17 protein-coding genes are annotated in these 20445 nt (G+C 41.4%); 8 read left to right on the top strand and 9 right to left on the bottom strand.

The features are described from left to right. Positions 1 to 9: 9 nt before the first annotated feature. Positions 10 to 336, bottom strand: a complete 327-nt coding sequence (gene trxA / locus E0H87_RS04460) for a thioredoxin (protein WP_016166116.1) — start codon at positions 334 to 336, stop codon at positions 10 to 12. Positions 337 to 601: 265 nt separating this feature from the next. On the opposite strand from trxA, the gene ppx reads away from it, so the two are divergent. The 5 genes from ppx to E0H87_RS04435 are packed head-to-tail and all read left to right on the top strand — an operon-like array spanning position 602 to position 5726. After that, positions 602 to 2122 (top strand): exopolyphosphatase, encoded by a 1521-nt coding sequence (ppx, locus tag E0H87_RS04455; protein ID WP_131322521.1) that lies wholly within the window; start codon positions 602 to 604, stop codon positions 2120 to 2122. Positions 2123 to 2158: 36 nt separating this feature from the next. Beyond that, positions 2159 to 2983: an acetyl-CoA carboxylase carboxyltransferase subunit alpha gene (locus tag E0H87_RS04450; RefSeq protein WP_131322520.1), complete on the top strand. Its 825-nt coding sequence runs from the start codon at positions 2159 to 2161 to the stop codon at positions 2981 to 2983. Beyond that, positions 2920 to 4275 carry a tRNA lysidine(34) synthetase TilS gene (gene tilS, locus E0H87_RS04445; protein WP_131322519.1) on the top strand — a complete coding sequence of 452 codons (1356 nt, stop codon included), beginning with the start codon at positions 2920 to 2922 and terminating at the stop codon, positions 4273 to 4275. The genes E0H87_RS04450 and tilS overlap by 64 nt, the downstream gene beginning before the upstream one ends. A 24-nt stretch (positions 4276 to 4299) precedes the next feature. After that, positions 4300 to 5130: a pyrroline-5-carboxylate reductase gene (proC, locus tag E0H87_RS04440; protein ID WP_131322518.1), complete on the top strand. Its 831-nt coding sequence runs from the start codon at positions 4300 to 4302 to the stop codon at positions 5128 to 5130. A gap of 26 nt (positions 5131 to 5156) precedes the next feature. Beyond that, positions 5157 to 5726, top strand: a complete 570-nt coding sequence (locus E0H87_RS04435; protein WP_131322517.1) for a YggT family protein — start codon at positions 5157 to 5159, stop codon at positions 5724 to 5726. A gap of 66 nt (positions 5727 to 5792) precedes the next feature. On the opposite strand, the gene polA is transcribed toward E0H87_RS04435, so the two are convergent. Continuing rightward, positions 5793 to 8555 (bottom strand): DNA polymerase I, encoded by a 2763-nt coding sequence (gene polA / locus E0H87_RS04430; RefSeq protein WP_131322516.1) that lies wholly within the window; start codon positions 8553 to 8555, stop codon positions 5793 to 5795. 202 nt (positions 8556 to 8757) lie between these two features. On the opposite strand from polA, the gene E0H87_RS04425 reads away from it, so the two are divergent. Continuing rightward, positions 8758 to 11592, top strand: coding sequence for a DUF2339 domain-containing protein (locus tag E0H87_RS04425; protein WP_131322515.1), 2835 nt, complete (start codon positions 8758 to 8760; stop codon positions 11590 to 11592). A gap of 2 nt (positions 11593 to 11594) precedes the next feature. Here E0H87_RS04425 and E0H87_RS04420 read toward each other — a convergent pair whose 3' ends face one another. Further along, positions 11595 to 12512, bottom strand: a complete 918-nt coding sequence (locus E0H87_RS04420) for a mechanosensitive ion channel family protein (RefSeq protein WP_131322514.1) — start codon at positions 12510 to 12512, stop codon at positions 11595 to 11597. 9 nt (positions 12513 to 12521) lie between these two features. Further along, positions 12522 to 13346 carry a hypothetical protein gene (locus tag E0H87_RS04415; protein WP_131322513.1) on the bottom strand — a complete coding sequence of 275 codons (825 nt, stop codon included), beginning with the start codon at positions 13344 to 13346 and terminating at the stop codon, positions 12522 to 12524. 101 nt (positions 13347 to 13447) lie between these two features. On the opposite strand from E0H87_RS04415, the gene gspE reads away from it, so the two are divergent. Further along, complete coding sequence (gene gspE, locus E0H87_RS04410) at positions 13448 to 14938, top strand: type II secretion system ATPase GspE (protein ID WP_131322512.1); 1491 nt, start codon at positions 13448 to 13450, stop codon at positions 14936 to 14938. Positions 14939 to 15246: 308 nt separating this feature from the next. Further along, complete coding sequence (locus tag E0H87_RS04405) at positions 15247 to 15744, top strand: hypothetical protein (protein WP_227547309.1); 498 nt, start codon at positions 15247 to 15249, stop codon at positions 15742 to 15744. A 43-nt stretch (positions 15745 to 15787) separates the two neighbouring features. On the opposite strand, the gene E0H87_RS04400 is transcribed toward E0H87_RS04405, so the two are convergent. The 5 genes from E0H87_RS04400 to E0H87_RS04380 form a co-directional block, all read right to left on the bottom strand. After that, positions 15788 to 16213 carry an organic hydroperoxide resistance protein gene (locus tag E0H87_RS04400; RefSeq protein WP_131322511.1) on the bottom strand — a complete coding sequence of 142 codons (426 nt, stop codon included), beginning with the start codon at positions 16211 to 16213 and terminating at the stop codon, positions 15788 to 15790. 283 nt (positions 16214 to 16496) lie between these two features. Further along, positions 16497 to 17324: a carbon-nitrogen hydrolase family protein gene (locus E0H87_RS04395; RefSeq protein ID WP_131322510.1), complete on the bottom strand. Its 828-nt coding sequence runs from the start codon at positions 17322 to 17324 to the stop codon at positions 16497 to 16499. 24 nt (positions 17325 to 17348) lie between these two features. Beyond that, a complete protein-coding gene (gigB, locus tag E0H87_RS04390; protein ID WP_131322509.1) occupies positions 17349 to 17870 on the bottom strand; it encodes an anti-anti-sigma factor GigB in 522 nt (173 codons plus the stop codon). Between the two features lie 113 nt (positions 17871 to 17983). Next, positions 17984 to 18952: an RsbU family protein phosphatase GigA gene (gene gigA / locus E0H87_RS04385; RefSeq protein WP_131322508.1), complete on the bottom strand. Its 969-nt coding sequence runs from the start codon at positions 18950 to 18952 to the stop codon at positions 17984 to 17986. Positions 18953 to 19055: 103 nt separating this feature from the next. Continuing rightward, the gene (locus E0H87_RS04380) at positions 19056 to 19979 is read right to left on the bottom strand and encodes a VacJ family lipoprotein (protein WP_131322507.1); all 924 of its coding nucleotides are present in this window, start codon (positions 19977 to 19979) and stop codon (positions 19056 to 19058) included. Positions 19980 to 20445 lie beyond the last annotated feature (466 nt).

The following is a 20445-nucleotide window of genomic DNA, read 5'->3' as shown; positions in this document are numbered from 1 at the left end:
AAGTTTGAATTAGATGTGGTCTTCAATGAAGGCCGTTAATTTAGATTTTGGTGCTGCGCCAACTTGTTGTGCAACGACTTCGCCATTTTTAAACATTAATAATGCCGGAATGTTACGAATGTTGTAATTAACCGCTGTTGCTTCGCAAGAAGTTACGTCAACTTTTACAATTTTTACTTTGCCTTCGTATTCGTTAGCAAGAACTTCCAATACAGGTGCAATCGCTTTACACGGTGCACACCAACCTGCCCAGAAATCAACAAGAACGGGAGTATCTGAATTTAAAACATCTGCTTCAAAGTTTGCATCTGTAGTGTTGATGATATTGCCTGACATGGAATATGCTCCAAAAATTTTATTAAAAGATAGCTAATGGCTCTAAGTATTACATAGCCATCTTTAACAATGTAGTGTTAGATGTAAATTTTCGACCTTTACAGCAGATTTGTCTAATTGATGCTCACGATGATGCTAATCGTGTAACACAATTGTCATATATGCTTAAAAATAAAAAGCTCAGTATTTAAAAGACATAAATGGCTTTTAAATTGCATGTATGTGCATTACTCTAGGCTCAATTCTGTACAGGTTTATTTGAAGAATGTCTGATTTTTTGATTGATGAAGAATTACTTGCTGCCATCGATATGGGATCGAACAGCTTTCACCTTGCGATTGCGCGTGTAGACCATGGTGAAGTCAAAAAAGTTGCATCAATGTCAGAAAAAGTTCAGTTAGCTGCTGGACTTGATGAAAATAAAAACTTAACTGAAGCCGCGCAACAACGGGGTTTAGCATGTTTAGCACGTTTTGTCGGGCGTTTAAGTTCAGTGCAGCCCAATCGTTTAAGAATTGTGGCAACCAATGCTTTACGTCAAGCCAAAAATGGACATGAATTTATTCAGAAAGCCGCAGAAATATTACCAAAACCGATTGAAATTATTGCGGGGCGTGAAGAAGCACGTCTAATTTATTTGGGTGTATCTCATACCATGGCCAACAGTGGTCGTCGTTTGGTGATTGATATTGGTGGGGGATCAACCGAACTGATTATTGGTGAAGAATTTGAACCAATCCACACCGAGTCTTTACAAATGGGATGTGTCGCGTTCACTACGTCATATTTTCCTGATGGTGAAATTAATCAAAAAAGCTTTGATAAGGCTGTGGTTGCAGCGCGGAAAGAATTATCTGCAATAGCCAATACCTACAAAGAAGCAGGTTGGGATACTGTTGTTGGATCGAGTGGTACCATTAAAGCTTGCCGCCAAATTGCGGTTAATATGGGCTGGAGTAATGAGCAAGAAAATCTGACTCGTGAAGGGCTAGAAAAACTTAAAGAAAAACTACTTAAATACAAACATATTTCAGAAATGGATTTTGATGGTCTCAAAGAAGACCGTCGAGCAGTTTTGCCAGCTGGAATTGCAATTTTGTGTGCAGTATTCGAATTATTAGAAATAGAAGTTTTGGTTTATTCGGATGGTGCATTACGCGAAGGCGTTATGTATGACTTGCTTGGTCGCTTCCAACATGAGGATATTCGTGACCGTAGTGTGCAAGCATTAATGGGGCGTTATGGTGCCGATCCAAAGCAAGCTGAGCGAGTGGTTAAAACGGTACAGCATTTATTTGATGGGATTGCGAAACCCCTGAATTTAACCAGTGATGACAGTGACTTACTGCGACGTGCAGCATATTTACATGAAATTGGATTGGCGATTAGTCACGGTGGTTATCATCGTCATGGGGCCTATTTATTACAACATTCGGACATTGCAGGCTTCTCGCAGATTGATCAAAATCAGATTTCGCATTTGGTCGCACATCATCGTCGCAAGTTACGTAATGATGCAAAAATTGATGTCATGAAGGTTGGTGGTAGCAAACTTGTGCATCTATGTCTATTGCTTCGATTAGCAGTTTTACTAAATCATAGTCGTAGCGATGCGATGCTTCCTGCCATTGAATTAACCATTGGCAATGCGCAACAATGGCAACTCTGCGTTTCTGGTGATGCCAAACAATGGCCTTTGCTTGTTGCAGATTTGCATGATGAACAAGTGCAATTCAAGCATTGGGATATTGAATTGAATATTCAGTCGGAACAATTTATCGATTAACACTGTTTTGGTTAATTTAGGGATAATGGTCGACCTATGAAAAATAAAGCTGCTCAATCTAAAGCATGGACAACAGTCCAAATTGCGCGTCATCCAGACCGTCCGCAATTTTTGGACTATGTTGGTGAAATCTTCACTGAATTCGATGCTTTACATGGAGATCGTTTGTTTGGTGATGATGGTGCGATGGTCGGTGGCTTAGCGCGTTTTGATGGCAAACCAGTTATGGTAGTCGGTCAACACCGTGGTCGTAGCACTCGCGAAAAATTAAAGCATAACTTTGGGATGAGTAATCCTGAAGGTTATCGTAAAGCACAACGTTTGCTCGATATGGCAGAGCGTTTTAATTTACCTGTATTTACTTTTATTGATACTATGGGTGCTTACCCAGGTGTAGGTGCTGAAGAACGTGGTCAAGCGGAAGCGATTGCGACTAGCCTTGCACAACTTTCAAATTTGAAAGTCCCTGTTATTGCAACTGTGTTGGGTGAAGGGGGTTCAGGTGGTGCTTTAGGTATTGGTGTTGCTGACCGTGTGATTATGTTGTCACACAGTATTTATTCAGTGATTTCACCTGAAGGCTGTGCATCTATTCTGTGGAAAACTGCTGAAAAAGCAGAACAAGCTAGCGAAGCATTAGCGCTAACAGCAGACCGTTTAAAACAGATAGGTATTGTTGAATACGTGGTTGATGAAGGTCAAGGCGCGCATTTAAATCCTGAACAAGTGATGGAAAGTTTAAAGGATGTACTCAAACAAGCATTGGATGAGTTACAGCCAATGGATGCCCAAGAACGATGCGAAGCACGTTACCAACGTTTAATGAAGTTTGGCAGCGACAATTTAGGTCTAACGTCTTAATACAGGCACAGACCTTTACTGAACAAAGTTCTTATCTCATAGGATGTAGTGGTGGCGTGGATTCCATGCTGTTGCTGCATCTTATGTCGTTTTTATTCCCGCAAAAAGTTCGTGCAATTTATGTCGATCATCAACTTCAACGTATGAGTTCTGATTGGGGTGAATTTGTGCTGAACACCTGTCAGCAATTGCAGGTGCCGTGTAGCATAGTCCCTGTCAGGGTGGCTGAAGGCAATCTGGAAAACCAAGCCCGAAATGCCCGCTATCAAGCCTTTGCAGAACATTTACAGGACAATGAAGTTCTGGTTTTAGCCCATCATCAGCAAGATCAGGCTGAAACTTTGATGTTGCGACTGCTTTCTGGTGCTGGAGTGCAAGGTTTATCGGCCATGTCTGTGATCGATGTACGAGTGCAAATGACACTTTGGCGCCCCATGCTAGAGTTGTCTCGTGAGCAGATTTGCCAATGGGCAGCTCAGTGGGATGTGCAAAATATTGAAGATCCGACCAATGCTGATCCAGATTATGATCGAGCTTGGTGTCGTCAAATTTTATGGCCTGTTTTAGAGCAACGCTTCCCCAAAATGCAGCAAGCATTAACCCGTACTAGTGTACTCATGCAAGATGCAGATGAAATATTGGCGGAGGTGTTAGCTTCTGATCTGGAGAAATGTGGTCATTCACACTATCTGAATTTAGAGCCTTTATTGGCTTTATCAGTAGCGAGACAACGCCAACTCCTTTCGCATTGGATGCAAGGAGAAGCAATCTATCGCCCTAATTTTGCTATGGTACAACGCTTAATCGCTGAAGTGATTGAAGCCAAGCAGGATGCACAAGCGGCATTACATTGGCAGGGGTATTACTATGTTCGTTATCAGCAGCAAATTTTCCGCTTAACTGCGGACATGTATTTGGCTGAACAACAAGCTTCTATTTTGCCAAAGCAAGCTCAAATTTTCGAGCTTGGTCAGGCTGTGTCTGTACTTTCTGGGCGGTATTTGATTCAAGCACAAGCATTTGGCTTATCTAAAGCGCTCTTGGGTAGACAACTGATTTTGTCTCCACGAGTCGGCGGTGAAAAGATTCATCTTCATGGACGTGTAGGTACTTGGCCGCTGAAAAAGGCACTGCAACAAGCACAAATTTTTCCGTGGTTGCGTCACACAATTCAAATATTAAGCATAGATAATGTTATGCTAGGGGTTTTTACACCCAAAGGTTTTTGGTTGGCACAGTCTGAGTATCTAGTCGTGGATGGATGGCAGCCAAAATTGATTTCAGGGCAATAGAATACTCAATATCGAGCGTAAATCATGAGTGCAGTTTTAAATTGTAATATTAGTTTTATCGGTGGCGGCAATATGGCGCAAGCCCTTATTGGCGGCTTAATTGCGCGAGGTATGCCCACGACTCGTATTACAGTTGCTGATCCCTTTGAAAATATACGTCAGCTGTTGCAAGAAAAAGATGTACATGTGACGGATGATAATATTGCTGCGATTCAGCATGCAGATATTGTTGTATTGGCAGTCAAGCCTCAAGTGCTTACCAATGTATTGAAGCAATTACATGGTTTGCTAGGGGGTAAATTGGTCATTTCAATTGTTGCAGGCGCAGAAATTGAAACAATGGCAACTTTATCAGGTACCAATCGTATTGTTCGGGTGATGCCGAATACGCCTGCATTGGTGCAAACTGGGGCACATGGTTTATATGCGACGGATGTTGTTGATGCCAAAGACCGTGAGTTAGCCAGTCAAGTTTTGGCTGCAACGGGATTAACCATTTGGGTCAATTCTGAAGCACAAATTGATGCGGTCACTGCGGTTTCAGGTTCGGGTCCTGCATACTTTTTCTATATGATGGAAAGTATGATTCGTGCTGGTAAAAACATGGGATTAGATGAAAAAGTAGCGACAGCATTAACTTTGCAAACGGCTTTAGGTGCGGCACAAATGGCCATTACCAGTGCAAGTTCACCAGCAGAGTTACGTAAAAATGTCACGTCTCCAAATGGTACAACTCAAGCTGCTTTAGAAGTTTTTGATCGTGCACAAATTTCACAAAATATTCAATCAGCTTTGGCTGCTGCAAAAAAACGTAGCCAAGAATTGGCTCAAGAATTAAGTGAAAGTAGTAAATAATTGATTTTAATTAGGAAAATTTTAATATGGGTGCAAACTCTGCGCTAATTTTTGGCATTATTATTAACGTAGCGATTTTGCTCGTATTCTTCCGCTTTTTAATGCAATTGGCTGCGGTTAATCCGTACAATCCTGTGGTGTTGTCGACTGTTAAAGCCACCAAGATTGTGGATATTTTTAGTCGTATTTTCCCAACATTGGGTAAAGGGCGAGTTAACTCTGCAGCCTTGGCATTGGTGGTGGTGCTTTATTTGCTCAAAATATTTGGCATCATGTATTTATCGGGGGCCATGCCGAACAGTCCAATTCATTTGGTGATTTTAACCTTTGTCACCATGATTCAGGACTTGATTCGTTTCTGTCGTTACTTGATTTTTGCAACCATTATTCTGAGCTGGGTAGTGATGTTTACCCAGTCGCGTTCACCTTATATTGAAGTGATTCAAGAGTTGGCTGAGCCTTTATTGGCACCATTCCGTCGCTTGTTACCGAATATGGGCATGATTGATTTATCTCCAATCGTGGCTTTCTTGGCTTTGTATATTGCCGAAATCATTATGAATGAAGTTGCAATTGCATTGTTGACAGGCTTATAAAATTAATTGCATAAATAAAAAAGGACTCAAATTTGAGTCCTTTTTTATTATGTTAAGAAGCGTCCCTTAGTGGGCTTCATCCCAGTTGTTGCCTTTACCGACTTCAACCAGCAACGGAACTGAAATTTCCAGAACGGATTGCATGACTCCAGCCAGCTTCGGTGCGAGTTCATCTGCAATGTCGGCATCGACTTCAAACACCAATTCATCGTGGACTTGTAATAGCATTTTGGCTTGATCTTTGGGTAACATTTTATCCACTTCAATCATTGCGATTTTAATAATGTCCGCAGCACTGCCTTGCAATGGCGCATTAATTGCCGCACGTTCAGCCGCTTTACGAATCATCATGTTACGTGCATCAATTTCAGGTGTATATAAACGTCGACCTAAAATGGTTTCGACAAAACCTTGTTCCAATGCAACTTGGCGAGTGCGTTGCATATACTCGTAAATGCCAGGATAGCGGTGGAAATATTGCTTGATATAGTTCTGTGATTCTTCACGGGTAAAGCCCAGTTGACGAATCAAACCAAATTCCGACATGCCATATAACAGACCAAAGTTGACGGCTTTAGCTTGGCGACGCTGATCGTGAGTCACCTGATCCAATGGAATATTTAACACTTCTGAAGCGGTGCGGCGATGCACGTCTTGACCATGACGGAAGGCATCGAGCAGGGCATCATCTTGAGAGAAATGTGCCATTAAACGCAGTTCAATTTGTGAATAATCGGCTGCGAGCAAGACACGACCTTCAGGTGCAATAAACGCTTTACGGATTTGACGCCCAATTTCTTCACGGACAGGAATATTCTGTAGGTTTGGATCGGTCGAGGATAAACGTCCTGTCGCAGTCAAAGCTTGATGATAACTGGTATGTACGCGGTGAGTATTGTTGTTGGCTTGTTTCAATAAGCCATCGGTATAGGTGCTTTTAAGTTTAGATAAGCCGCGATAATCCAAAATCAGCGCGCTAATTGGATGATCTAATTTTTCTAAAATACTTTCGCTGGTGCTGTATTGTCCTGTTGAAGTTTTTTTGCCGCCTTTTAAGCCGAGTTTTTCAAACAGGATTTCACCGACTTGTTTCGGAGAGCTGACATTAAATGGCTGACCTGCCAATTCGGTAATCTGATTTTCCAAATCTTGCATGGTTTTGGAAAAATCTTCACCCAATTGATCCAAGAACAGGAGATCGAGTTGGATGCCATTTTCTTCCATAGACGTTAATACGCGTGCGACAGGCACTTCAATATTATGCAAAATATTGATCAGTTCTGGATGTACTTTGAGTTTTTTATCCAGCACTTCATAGAGACGGAAAGTGACATGGGCATCTTCGGCTGCATAATGTGCCGCTGTTTCAATCTCAATTTGATTGAAGGTCTTTTGTTTCGCGCCTTTACCTGCTACTTCTTCATAGGTGGTGGTAAGGTGGCTTAAATATAAACGTGCAACATCATCCATCCCATGACGTGTTGCTACTGAATTGAGTACATAAGATGCCAGCATGGTGTCAAAATACCAGCCTTGCAATTCAATGCCGTGATTGGCAAAAATATGTGCATCATATTTGAGGTGATGCCCAATTTTTTTAATCTCGGGATTTTCTAGAATCGGTTTAATTTGCGCAAGCACGCTTTCACGCTCTAATTGTTCAGGTGCACCTTCATAATCATGCGCAAGCGGGATGTAGTAAGCATCTTGTGCATCAAAGGCAACCGAAAAGCCGACCATTTCCGCAATTCGATAATCCAAGCTGGTGGTTTCCGTATCAATTGCGAACTTGTCTGCATTCTGCATACGTTCTAATAGTTTTGCCCAAACCTCTGCGGATAACACCGTATGGTAGTTGGCTTGACCGAGTTGATCATCGACACTGGTTAAAGTCGCTTGGTCTTCAGTTTCAATTGGTGTTGGTGCAGGCGCCTGTTGAAGGCTAGCATTACTTTGTTTGTTGTTTTTATGGTTTGGATTATTGGGGTGATCCAAGGATTGTAATTGATTACGGAATTCTAGTTCTGTATAGAGACGACGTAATTCATTCACATTCGGGTCTTGGATGGCTAAATCTTCGTAGCAAATGCCAATCTCCAAATCACAGACAATACTGGCAAGTTGGTGGTCAATTGCAATGCCTTCGACATTATCTTTAATGTTTTGACCGACTTTGCCCTTAATCTGGTCGACATTTTCTAAAATACCGCCAATTGAGCCATATTCAGTCAGTAGTTTAGCTGCGGTTTTGGCACCGACACCGGGTACGCCCATAATGCCGTCAGATGCATCGCCCATTAAAGTTAGATAATCGATTATTTGGTTAGGCCAGACCCCAAACTTCTCAAAAACGCCATTGATGTCCATAGGCTTTTCTTTAAAGCTATCTTCGAGGGTGACTTTTTCGGTGACCAATTGTGCCATGTCCTTATCACCCGTCGAAATCAGGACTTGTTGACCCTTGGCTTCGGCACGTTTTGCTAATGTCCCGATAATATCGTCCGCCTCTGCACCTGGCAGCATATGCACGGGAATACCTAAGGCGCGAATGAGGGCATGTAAATATGGAATTTGTTGGGCCAATTCCTCTGGCATACTTGGACGATCACCTTTATAAATCGGTGACAGCTCATGACGGAAAGTAGGTTCTGGGGTATCAAAAATGACCGCCATATGCGTCGGTTGAGTACGACGCATCAGTTTCTGAATTGCAGAAATTGCGCCACGTACAGCATTGGTGTGCAACCCCGTAGAAGTTGTCAAAGGTGGGACCGCATGGAAAGCGCGAAATAAAAAATATGACCCATCGACCAATACAAATGGTGACATTCTGCAAATCCTGATTATGAACTAGGGCTTATATTACGTGAAAAAGGCAAAGCTGTCTTATGTGTAATGTCACTATGCGCGAAGTAACATTCTGCTAATTCGCTTCAAGTGTATAAATTTGCAGTATTTTGTATGTGAAACTGCTTGCATGAAGGGTGATCAAGTAAGATAAACAGATTGAAGCTGTGTAACGCATAAACCCATGTATAAAAAAGACAAACAGGGAATGGTCCTGCTCTTGATTGCATTAACGGTATTGTTAATCGTTGCAATCGTCATGCAATGGCAATCGACGGTAGTCGCTGCTGCCCTTGGGCTAACCGTTGTAATCGTACAGTCAATTTCGAATATCCATCAGCGTTTAGTGCAATTAGAACAACTCACTTCTCAGTCATTGATTCAAACCGCAGGAATCGGGACACAAAAGATTCTGATTTATGGAGCCGCTTTGGTGGCGTTGTGGGCCTATGCCAATACATGGATGTGGGTAGTCGGAGGAGCATTGGTGGTTTTACTGCTGTGTTTGATTCAATTGATCAGTGCATTTCAGCGGCGATTGGCTCTGTTAGAGCAACCACAGCAACAATCTTCGGTTATGTCTAGAACCTCCACATTCGTGATGTCAGAGCAACCGCTTCCTCCTGCAATGCCAATGTCGGGACAGTTGACCATGACGCAACAACAGGATGCAACTGTTCAACAGCCGCAACAAACCTCAGTTGACTCAAATACAGCATCATCAGAATCGACTCGCACATGGTGGCAACCTGCTGTGGAATGGATGCAGCATGGCAATCCAATTTTAAGAGTGGCCGTGGCTGTGCTTATGGTGGGGGTTGTGTTGTTGCTGCGTTTTGCCAGTGAACATTGGCAATTAAGTTTAGCGGTGAAACTGGGCTTTATTGCGTTTGCAGGTGGAGTGACCACATTAGCGGGTTATGTGCTGCAACGTAAAAATACTTTGTTTGCCATTTCACTTCAGGGCTTAGGGTTGGCAGTCATTTTTCTTACGCTGATTTTTGCCCATCATTTTGAAGTGTTGCAAAGTCTAATGACGGCCAGCATTTTATTTGTGATGTTATTGGGAATTACTGTGGTGCTGAGTCTAAAGCAGCAAGCACTGTATCTGGCTATTCTTGCTTTGAGCATGGCCTATCTAGCCCCTTTGCTTATTCCACATACTCATCCTGATGTGGTGTTCTTATTTGGATATTATTTTGTGATTAATTTGGCTGTGGTCGTGGTCAATTATTTGCAGCCATGGAAAATACTGCATCAGATCGCATTTTTTGCCACGATGTTTATTGGTGGATCGGTGATTGGGATTTACGCGGAAAATTCGCAACTGAATACCCTTGATATCATTTTATGGTTGCATATTGCACTGTTTATTTGGCTCAGTATCCGATATAGCCAGTTGATGGTGGCAGAGCAACAGCAACAACGAGAATCAGAAACCCGCTCAAATAATAAAAAGCTTCAACCGATTTTAGATGTGGGACTTATTTTTAGTGTCCCTGTACTGGGGTTTTCTCTACATGCTTTTTTAATGCATGATTCTACTGTCGCGCTGACATGGGGAGCAGCAGCATTGGCAGTAACGTATGGGCTATTGAATGTTTGGATTAAGCGTCAACATCCGCAATTGTCTATCTTAGCCAAAAGCTTCTTTATTCTGGCGGTCGTGTTTACCGCTTTGATCTTTCCGTTGGCAAAAGGAGCACATTGGACATCTACAGGTTGGGTGATTCAAGGCACAGCGTTAATTGTTTGGGGCATTACCGAACGCTATCGTCTTAGTCGTTATGTCGGTGTAGCCTTGGTATTACTTAGTACTATCGCCCTGATGTACCAAATCTGGTCGAATAATGATTTTCCTATTTTAACGACCTGCATTTATGCGATCGCACAATTTATTTCGGCATTTTATTTATTGCATTATCAGGACGTAGAAAAATATTTCAGCGCTCGTATCTTGGGGGGTATTTTTCTTGTTTCAGGCATGTATGCAGGCGCTATTGCAGGTGTTGAGCTGATGCACTGGCAGCCATGGGCATTCAGCTGCTTAATAGCCATCGCGACGGTTTTGCTGGCTTGTTTTAGCGTAGTTGTACAGTTTAAATCCAAATTGGAATGGCAAGGTGTGCAACTCACGTTGCTGGGTGGTTTATTGCTGCTACTTTATGGTTTGAGTGTACTTGAACAAGTGTTTACAACGCAGCGATGGACTGGTCAAACCGTACAGTTCAGTTTTGCAATCAGTGCATTATTGTTAAATCTGATGTTGATATTCATGCAGCGTTCATGGGCACGAATGGCAAATCAGCTGTGGGCCACAATGTTATGTCTTGCACTTGCTGGTATGGGGCTTGCCATTTTCCCACAAATGCCAATTGCAGCTTTAGGTGTTCTGCCTCTGTTCTATGCGTTCTATGGATTTTTCACAGCGAAGCGTGACTTTATTGATCAGACATTTGTATGGGGACTTGGGCTATTGTGGTTGCTGGTCTTCAATTTAGACTCATATTCGGCTGTTCATTATTATGTAGCCCCGTTGTTGAACCTTACCGACTTACTGTCTTTGCTCATGTTTACAGGCTTGTTATGGATCATCTATCGACATGATTTTGAGAAGCAGTCTTCCCTAGAATGGGGCGTTAAAATTAGCACGATTCTGATGGGACTTTTGGTGTTCAGTAGTATCGTGGTTCGAGCCATGCATCATTATCTGGCAACGCCGTTATGGGGGAGTGCAATTTGGCATGATGGTTCGGTACAACTCAGTTTGACTTTGTTGTGGGTGGTTTTAGCTTTTGTATTAATGACTTTTTCAAGCCAACGTCATATCCGTCAAATTTGGTTTGTTGGCGCAGCGTTGCTCGCGATTGTGGTACTTAAATTATTGTTATTGGATCTATCGCAAAGCGGTACTCTCACACGGGTCATTTCTTTTATTGCTTCTGGCGCGGTCATGTTGCTGATCGCGTATATTGCACCATTACCTCCAAGCCTGAATGAGCAAAAAAAAGAGCGATAATTTTATCGCTCTTTGGGCTCTCTTTTGAGTTCTTTCTCATGGGCATATTGATCAATCTCATCACGCGCTTTGGGACGAGGGCGGTCAATAATCCCCATTTTAGGGACTGGAATCTCAATATGATTTTTTAAGAAACCATTACGTATACGTTCTTGCAGTTCATCGCGTGCTTTTAAGAATATTTCTTGTCGACACCACACGGCAAACAGAATTTCGATGGTCGATTCACGAAAGGCCGTTACGGTGACCTCGGGTTTAGGATCATCCAAGGCCAAGGGATATTGAGCAGCAACATCTAACAGCACTTCACGAACTTTAATGATGTCTTCCTGAAAGTTAATTGCTAGGGTAATTGGAATTCGCCGAATGGGGAATTTGGATAAGTTCAGTACGGGAGTACGAATCAACTGTTCGTTTGGTAAACGTACATAAATATTATCTAAAGTCAGTAGCTTTACCGAGAGCAGATCAATAGAAATAACTTCTCCCTCAATGGTCTGACCACGAATGAGGGTAATTTGAATGGTATCTCCAACCTCAAAGGAGCCTTCACCAATCAGGAATAGACCACTAATTAAGTTACTGGCAGAAGTTTGTGAGGCGAAACCAAGTGCGACGGTGAAAATACCCGCGGCACCAATAAACACACTGAGTTTAAAGCCCGCTTCTTTGAGGCTTGCCATTAGAAACAGCACGAAAATAAAGTAAAAAATCCCGCGACGCCAAACCATGCTTTGGTGGGCATTAAAGTTTTGCCCAACCGTTCGTATAAAGGTATTGGAAATCAGGCGCGCAAAGATAAAACCAATCAGACACAGGACCAGTGCGACCAAGATCTCACTGATTCTTTCGAAGTTGATATTGGTAAAAATTTCCTTCAAGCTGACTGCAACATCTTTAGGAATATTGGTCTCTGGCATATCAGTATCCTAAAAAAATGAGTCAAACATATTGAACAAGGCACCACCCGGTGAGCGAGGTGCATGTACATAAGTGACTTCACCCGCCAAAGGTGGAGTGCGGTTTTCAATTTTAATGCGTGGTGGTCGAGTTAAATCTTCGTGAATGACTTTAATTTGTGACGTCCATAGACGGTCGGTACTTTCACTGTAAAAAAGTGGTAGTGCTGAAACAGGGATATTCATCCGATCAAAACGGAGTTGTTGACCACTGGTATTGTGGAACTCAATCGGTGTGACCGCTCGAAATGGACTGGGTTTAAGTAAATTTAACTCCGTACGTCCATCTACTGAGGTTGCATAGCAGACCTCACCTGTGCGGCGGTCGGGACCAAACCATGTATCTTTAGGTTGCATCATTGGAAGGTCAAATAATGGTTCACGCTGACTTTCAACAAAACCAGCAATCCAGAGCGGCGTACTAATGTAGAGGGTTCCGCGTTGCCCCGCAGGAATATAAATGGGGTCGACAGGTTTGATCACGACAGATCGGTCGGCCAAACGTGGCATCAAATGAAATGTTTCATGCGTTTGACGAAACATGTAACGCTCAATTTTGATAGGGTGTGGAAAAGCAAATTCAGGATCTTTAATGATATTCCATTGGCGCTCAGAATCTTTTTGATATTGTGGGCGATGATATTCAAGTCGCCATTCATTGATACTTCGTGCGAGACGAAACAATAAAGAGCCGAACTGCCATGTTCTAGCTTGATTTAATTCGAATTTTTGCTCACCCCACCATTTGAGTGAGGGGCGTTCAGCTTGATGATGCTCGAAATCAGATGATGCCAAAATAAAAAAATCCTCTAGTCAGTTTAGTTAAAAACAGACTTCACGCTGTCATACGCTTAGAGTACACTCAAAAGCCTCTTTTTCATCATTATAATTTTGTGATGCAAATACTTAAACAAATACAAATTCCTTATAGCTTTGCCAAACGACATGGCGTTTTACTTCGATATGATGGGGAACAGGTTTTTATTGTACGCCGTGAAAATACTGCATGGATTGCATTACAAGAAGCACGCCGGTTACTCAATGTGCCTGCACACTATGAAATATTAGATGATCAACGTTTTAATGCCTTACTTAGTTCTAGTTATGCTGGGGACACAGGCGAGTCACAGCAAGTAGCTGCGGGGCTGGAAGATCATCCAGATTTACTCAGTTTGGCAGATCAAGTGCCAGAAGCTGAAGATCTCATGGATCAAGAAGATGATGCTCCGATTGTACGTTTAATTAACGCCTTGCTTTCAGAAGCAATTCGCGTTGGTGCTTCGGATATTCATATTGAAGCCTTCGAAAAAAAACTCTCGGTACGCTTGCGAGTGGATGGTCAGTTACGCGAAATTGTGCAACCTCGCCGTGAATTGGCACCGCTCTTGGTGTCGCGGATTAAAGTCATGGCAAAATTGGATATTGCTGAAAAGCGGATTCCTCAGGATGGCCGTATTTCATTGCGCCTTGCAGGGCGTGAAGTCGATGTGCGTGTCTCGACTTTGCCATCATCCCATGGTGAACGTGTGGTAATGCGTTTGTTAGATAAACAAGCAGGTCGTTTGAATATGACCCATTTGGGCTTGTTGAAACCTGACTACGAGCGTTTAACTCAATTGGTGCATCGTCCACACGGCATTATTTTGGTAACTGGACCGACAGGTTCGGGTAAGACCACCACGTTATACGCAGCCTTATCAGACCTCAATGACAATACCCGCAATATTTTAACTGCTGAAGATCCAATTGAGTATCAGTTGGAAGGGATTGGTCAGACACAAGTCAATACCAAGGTGGATATGACCTTTGCACGGGCATTAAAAGCCATGTTGCGTCAAGATCCTGATGTGGTGATGGTGGGGGAAATTCGTGATTTAGAAACGGCCGAAATTGCAGTGCAAGCCTCCTTAACGGGGCATTTAGTCTTATCGACTTTGCATACCAATACCGCAATTGGTGCGGTGACTCGATTAAAAGATATGGGCATTGAACCTTTCTTACTTTCAAGTTCCCTCATTGGGGTGATTGCACAACGTTTGGTTCGTACGCTTTGCCCACATTGCACCACATGGCATGAGGCAGACCCATTTGAACAACAGATTTTTAAGCCGATTGTTTCTTCGGTAGAAGGCTTAAAATTGCCAGAGCCACAGGGGTGTGAACAATGTTCACATGTGGGTTTTAGTGGGCGAACCGCCATTTATGAAATTGTATCTGTAGATGAGTCTATGCGCCGTTTAATACATGGCAATGCTGCTGAATTTGAATTAGAAACTTATGCGCGGCAGAATTCAGGCTCTATTCGAGAGGATGGTTTGAGAAAAGTTTTGGCAGGTAAAACGACTTTGGAAGAAGTGCTGCGTGTGACCAATGAAGCTGCTGAATAACTGAAAGTGATGGGTTATTTCGTTAATTTTCTCTTTCATTTTAGAAAAAGGATGGTGAAAGAGAAATTAACTAATTTTAAAAATATTTTAAAAAGCATTGCTTAAGGTCTGATTGGTCTAGTTGAAATATTAGCTTTGAGGAATTGATCGTAATGGTTTTTGTGTTGCTAAAAAATGATGTAAGTCGCTATGCAACTTAACGTAAGAACAAATAGATTTTAATAATGAATAAACTTTTAATTTCCTTTTTTTTAATAAGTGGGGCATTTATTGCCCAGTAAAGTTTTGCTGATACTGAATTGTTTAAGGTGTATAAGCAATGTCATGATGAGATGGAGTGGTCTTGTGATGTCATTAGAAACATTAATAGCAAGAAAGAAAAAGTTTATGGTGGTGTGAAATCACCACAGGTTGAGCGTCTAAATCAAAATTATTACCATGTTCAAATGTCATGTGGTAGCCCATGCCAAATCCATCGTTTTCTAGCGAAAAATAAACAGGCGGATGATGCGACTCAAGAATTCATCACGATTGATGCTCAGCGTAATTGCCTAATCGAAACAGATTCTGAACAGAATAAAATTACTGCACGCCAATTAAATTCGAAACAAAGACATACTTTGATTAGTACACAGCACCATAGTTTTGAAAATGTTCCTATTTTTGATATCGCTCAATATACCGTGTTTCAGGGTTCTTCTTATTTTGATCAACTAGGAAATCTCGTGTTGATTGCTAATTATGATGGGGATAATGGTGAAAAGGTGCAGTTTAAAAAGATATTTCCGAACCCTTGTAGGTTATGAAGTTTCTATCCCGAAGTGATGACTTCGGGATAGAAAATGTGACTTAAACAATCACATTTAATGTCACATCAATATTGCCACGTGTTGCATTTGAGTAAGGGCAAACAATATGTGCCGCATCTACCAATTTTTGTGCTTCAGTTTGCTCTAAACCTTCTAAGTGAATGTTCAAGGTCACTTGAATACTAAAGCCTGTTGGAATTGGGCCAATTCCAACCTCACCTTCGATATACACATCAGGGGTAATTTTGAGATGATCGCGGTTGGCAACGAATTTCATGGCACCTAGAAAACACGCCGAATAGCCCGCAGCGAATAATTGTTCAGGGTTTGTTCCACCACCCATACCGCCCATTTCTTTAGGGACAGTCAGTTTTACATCTAAAATTCCATCTGAAGAGACTGCGCGACCATCACGACCACCTGTGGCTTTTGCATGTGCGGTATAAACTACTTGTTCTAGAGACATTGTATTCACCTATATTTATGTCGAATGCAAATATATCGTACACGATTTAATTTGCAGTGCAAGTATTAAACAATCAAATTGATATATAGACACAGTCTATTTTTTAGATCAATTGAGTTTTGTGAAGATCTGTTTACCACAAGCTTGGCATACAAATTTGGCAAACATCTTTAAGCTCAAGCCAAGAACTCATTTTTAGTTGAAAATGCGCCAAGCTAAATATTTAACTTCATTATTGATAAATAGTGGTTTTATTCAAAAAGAAATCAGGTGAGTAAGGCTTTTAACCAAACTGAACTAATCGGCGATGTTGCATTAAAGGCATCGACTCACGAATTTGTTGCTGTTCTTGTAAGTCAAAAGGAACGGTAATGAGTTGTGTTCCTTCAGTTGTAATCAGATCGAGCAATTGCCCACGACTATTGGTGGCAGCAGTATGTCCCCAAGTCTGACGTTTTTCACCATGCCAGCCTTGTTGAGCAGCCCCTAGCACTTGGCATTGACTGTCCATGGCACGTGCTTGTAAAAGTAATTGCCAATGCATTTGACCTGTAGTGTAAGTAAAGGCGGCAGGAGCCGTTAAAATATTGGTACCACGCGCACGTAAATGTAAAGCCAGTTCTGGGAAACGGAGGTCATAGCAGACCATCATCCCAATGTTGCCAAAAGGGGTTTGTGCAACCACAATGTCGGTACCAGGTTCAAAAAACTTGGATTCTTGGTAGCCACCTACAGCATCACCCACTTGCACATCAAACAAATGAATTTTGTCGTAACGCGCTTCGGTACGTTCAGGGCTAATACACAAACTGACTGTGCGCACACGACCATCTGCAATTACAGAACCATCTGGGCGAAACGGGCAAGGTAAAGTCCCTGCAATAATCCACATTTGATACTGGTGAGCTAAAGCTTCGAGTCGTTTTTGAATGCTTTCAAATTGCGCTGCTGTTTCACGTTGCTTGCCAGCAGCAAAACATACGAAATTTTCTGGAAACACGATCAAGGAAGAACCCTGTGCTTTACTCTGTTGAATCAATGATTCGATGACATTGAAGTTATCTTCAATGTCATTTTGAGAATTCATTTGAGCAACAGAAAGTAAAGACATCAGTTTATCCTTGTATCAAGTACATTAAGCGTTTTGTTGATGAGACGCTTGTTCCAAATTATCTTGTTCTTTTTGGAGTTGTTTGACTAATGGCTCAAACATATTTTGATTATTTTCGTTCAATTTCATCAAGGTTTTATGTGCATCAAGTACGGTTGTCAGCATATTTGAGTTGGTCACGTGTTCTTCCATTAACTCACGTGTGCATACACTAGGATCACCGCAGTAATTCAAGATGACAAAAACCTGACCTAAGCCCATGCTATTGGCTAAAGTCGTAATATCTGGATTGGTTGATAACATGACAGCCTGAATGTTATGCGCTTGTTTTAGCTTCAAACCAAGTTTCGCTAAAATGCCTAACACTGTGCTATCGATAAATGTAGTTTGGGTTAAATCTACGATTGCCCCAACGACATTTGACTGTTGTTCAATACGGTTTAAAAGTTTGTCTAGACTGATACAAGATTGGGCTCGCACTTCGCCAATAAGCTTAAAAATATGCGTTCCGTCCAAACTTGCATATTCAACATGACCTGTTGACATATAAATGCCATTTGCAGAGAAGGATTTTAAAATTATCACATAGGGCAACTGTAGACTCAAGTATTCTTGAGTCGTAGATACCTACTAAATTATTTAAGTCATTGAAAAATAATTTAATTCATTCTGCATAAACTTAAGATGGCAATATCATCTGCTACATGTTCAGGGGCTTGAAATGATTGATTTTGCAAATGGAAGACCAATTGTTCGAATTGTTCGTTCAATCCACCATCAAAAGGTTCGAGGGCACCATCCGAGCAAATAATGAAACGTGAGTGCTTGTTTAATGTACATTCGAATTCTTCTACTTCTAAATCTTCAGTTAAACCGAGTGGAAAACTGCTGGTATTCAAAATTTTAGGTGGATGATTTGGTTCCAACATAATTGCGGGGGGATAGTGTCCAGCGCTGGACCATTTTAAGACATGAGTCTCTAAATTTAATGTGCCAGCAATCATGGTGATGTGCTTTTCAATATTTTCTTGTACCAACATCCCATTCAGTTTTTTAATCAATTCTCTTGGTGTTTTTGAGCGACCATGAAAGGCAGCCATCCAAGAGGTGAGTAAACTGCTGGTGACACCATGACCAGATACATCAGCCAAATAGAAAATGATTTCTTTATCACTGAGCTTCCAATAGTCGTACCAATCGCCAGAAAGATAGGCTGAAGGTTGAAACAGTGTTTCTACACGATAATTGGTCAGTTCAATTGGATTAGGGAGTAATCTTTTCTGAAGTTCGGCAGCAGACGGTAAATCACGACTGTCCTGATTACGTTTATATTGAGCATCAATTTTCAATAATGAATGTTCAGGGTTGGCTGGCAAACGATTCCAGATCCAACCTGCAAGTGCTCCGAGCTCCCAGGCTTGGGCCAAAGCAGTCCCTTCATTTTCAAAAGCCATTACAATGGTGGGTAAATTCCACTGATGGATTAGGTAATCTTGTACATCAGCAATTGCGATAATAGTAGGATCATACAAGTCAATATCATTAATTTGAATCATCTGCACACTTGGAAGTGTATTAAGCACCTGATCTAAATAAGGAATATTGCGAGTTGGTTGAATGAAATACATATATATATTGTATGATCCTTTAGATTTACTCGTTAGATGTACTATATCAATCAAGTAATAGCTAGAAAAAATAATGCTTTTCAGTGCAAATAAGTTTTACAAATTATTCAGAAGGCTTTGAGGTATCTTCATTTGGAGTGTCATCAATACCATCATCCGATTCTTCATCCACAAAGGAAATATTATCAGCATCAAGCCCTTGCTTTTGTGCAATTTCAAAATTCTTACGTTGTAAATAGATATCACGAATCGCTGCGTAGCGGTCACCTTGTAATACATCTTCTACATCAAGAATTTGGGCGCGTGCATCAATACCACGTAGCAATTGATCTGACCAATATAAGCCATCGTTATCTGCAAAGATGTATTTTTGTGGGCGTGCTTGACCATCAACAGCAAAACCAAATCCATCCCGGAAAGTACTTGGACCTATAATTGGTAAAACTAGATAAGGACCAGACGGAACACCGTAATAACCCAGTGTCGTGCCCAAACCTTCTTCTTCCATTTCTAAACCTAAACGTCGCGCTGGATCAGCAAAACCTAAAGTTGTCACGGTATTAATGGTAAAACGACCTAGAGACTTGGCCGCACGTGATGGACGACCTTGCACCAATTGATTTACAACATTCCAAGGTTCATTTAAGTTTTTACGAAATGAACGATAGGCACCGCGGACACTGTCAGGAACTTTGGTTTTATATTGTACTGCTACAGGTCGAGCAAAATTTCGGTCTAAGAAATCATTGAATGCAAAGGTTTCACGGTTCAGTGCTTCTAAAGGGTCTTTGATGCTATCAGGCTGTGCAGCATTAGCATTCACTTTTAAATCATTGGCTTTTACATTTTTGAGTTCTTTTAATGACTCAAGTCTAGAAACCTGAGTAGTAGATGAAGCATCGGGCGCAACTTCATTTACAGGAGTTTCGCTTGAAGCTGTAGCAGATAGATCATCATTTGCTTGAACAGTAGAAGCAAAACTAACAGCTAAAAGTGTCGCACATAAATAATAGTGAGTATGTTGCATAATAGATCCAAGACGGTTCTTAATGTTATAAGCAACTTAAGAAGTCAAAAATAAAGAGTATGAGCGTATTGTAACAGTTGTTTTCTTAAGAGTATTAAAACAAATTTGATCAAAATATGTAATAAAACCGTGTAATAGATTATTAATTAACCGTACAAGCGCTATTTTTGAAATAATTTAAAAAAGGGTATTGCAACGAGTTGGGAATACTGTAGAATGCACATCCATCGGCGGTGATGTTGATTAAAACTTGTTGAGAAACAAGGATTTAGCCCAAGCGGTAGAATCTGGAAGTCTTGAATGAGTTTGAAAAATAATTAACAAAACCTGTTGACTTCTTCTTAGAAGAGAGTAACATAGCCGACCTAGCTTGATGGTGACGAATCATCGAGAAGATCATTAAGAGATTATGAAGAACAACTTGTGTGGATTTTTACTGATTGATCGATCGAAATTATTTTCATTG

The organism is Acinetobacter sp. ANC 4178 (assembly GCF_004331175.1).
Classification (GTDB): Bacteria; Pseudomonadota; Gammaproteobacteria; order Pseudomonadales; family Moraxellaceae; genus Acinetobacter.
Note: the sequence above shows the minus strand (reverse complement) of the source record. Positions and strands in the feature narration are given on the sequence as shown.

Bases quoted from the DNA above. Each gene is read 5' to 3' on its own strand.
- trxA (WP_016166116.1), bottom strand. From the start codon at position 336: ATGTCAGGCAATATCATCAACACTACAGATGCAAACTTTGAAGCAGAT.
- ppx (WP_131322521.1), top strand. From the start codon at position 602: ATGTCTGATTTTTTGATTGATGAAGAATTACTTGCTGCCATCGATATG.
- E0H87_RS04450 (WP_131322520.1), top strand. From the start codon at position 2,159: ATGAAAAATAAAGCTGCTCAATCTAAAGCATGGACAACAGTCCAAATT.
- tilS (WP_131322519.1), top strand. From the start codon at position 2,920: ATGCGAAGCACGTTACCAACGTTTAATGAAGTTTGGCAGCGACAATTT.
- proC (WP_131322518.1), top strand. From the start codon at position 4,300: ATGAGTGCAGTTTTAAATTGTAATATTAGTTTTATCGGTGGCGGCAAT.
- E0H87_RS04435 (WP_131322517.1), top strand. From the start codon at position 5,157: ATGGGTGCAAACTCTGCGCTAATTTTTGGCATTATTATTAACGTAGCG.
- polA (WP_131322516.1), bottom strand. From the start codon at position 8,555: ATGTCACCATTTGTATTGGTCGATGGGTCATATTTTTTATTTCGCGCT.
- E0H87_RS04425 (WP_131322515.1), top strand. From the start codon at position 8,758: ATGTATAAAAAAGACAAACAGGGAATGGTCCTGCTCTTGATTGCATTA.
- E0H87_RS04420 (WP_131322514.1), bottom strand. From the start codon at position 12,512: ATGCCAGAGACCAATATTCCTAAAGATGTTGCAGTCAGCTTGAAGGAA.
- gspE (WP_131322512.1), top strand. From the start codon at position 13,448: ATGCAAATACTTAAACAAATACAAATTCCTTATAGCTTTGCCAAACGA.
- E0H87_RS04400 (WP_131322511.1), bottom strand. From the start codon at position 16,213: ATGTCTCTAGAACAAGTAGTTTATACCGCACATGCAAAAGCCACAGGT.
- E0H87_RS04395 (WP_131322510.1), bottom strand. From the start codon at position 17,324: ATGTCTTTACTTTCTGTTGCTCAAATGAATTCTCAAAATGACATTGAA.
- gigB (WP_131322509.1), bottom strand. From the start codon at position 17,870: ATGTCAACAGGTCATGTTGAATATGCAAGTTTGGACGGAACGCATATT.
- gigA (WP_131322508.1), bottom strand. From the start codon at position 18,952: ATGTATTTCATTCAACCAACTCGCAATATTCCTTATTTAGATCAGGTG.
- E0H87_RS04380 (WP_131322507.1), bottom strand. From the start codon at position 19,979: ATGCAACATACTCACTATTATTTATGTGCGACACTTTTAGCTGTTAGT.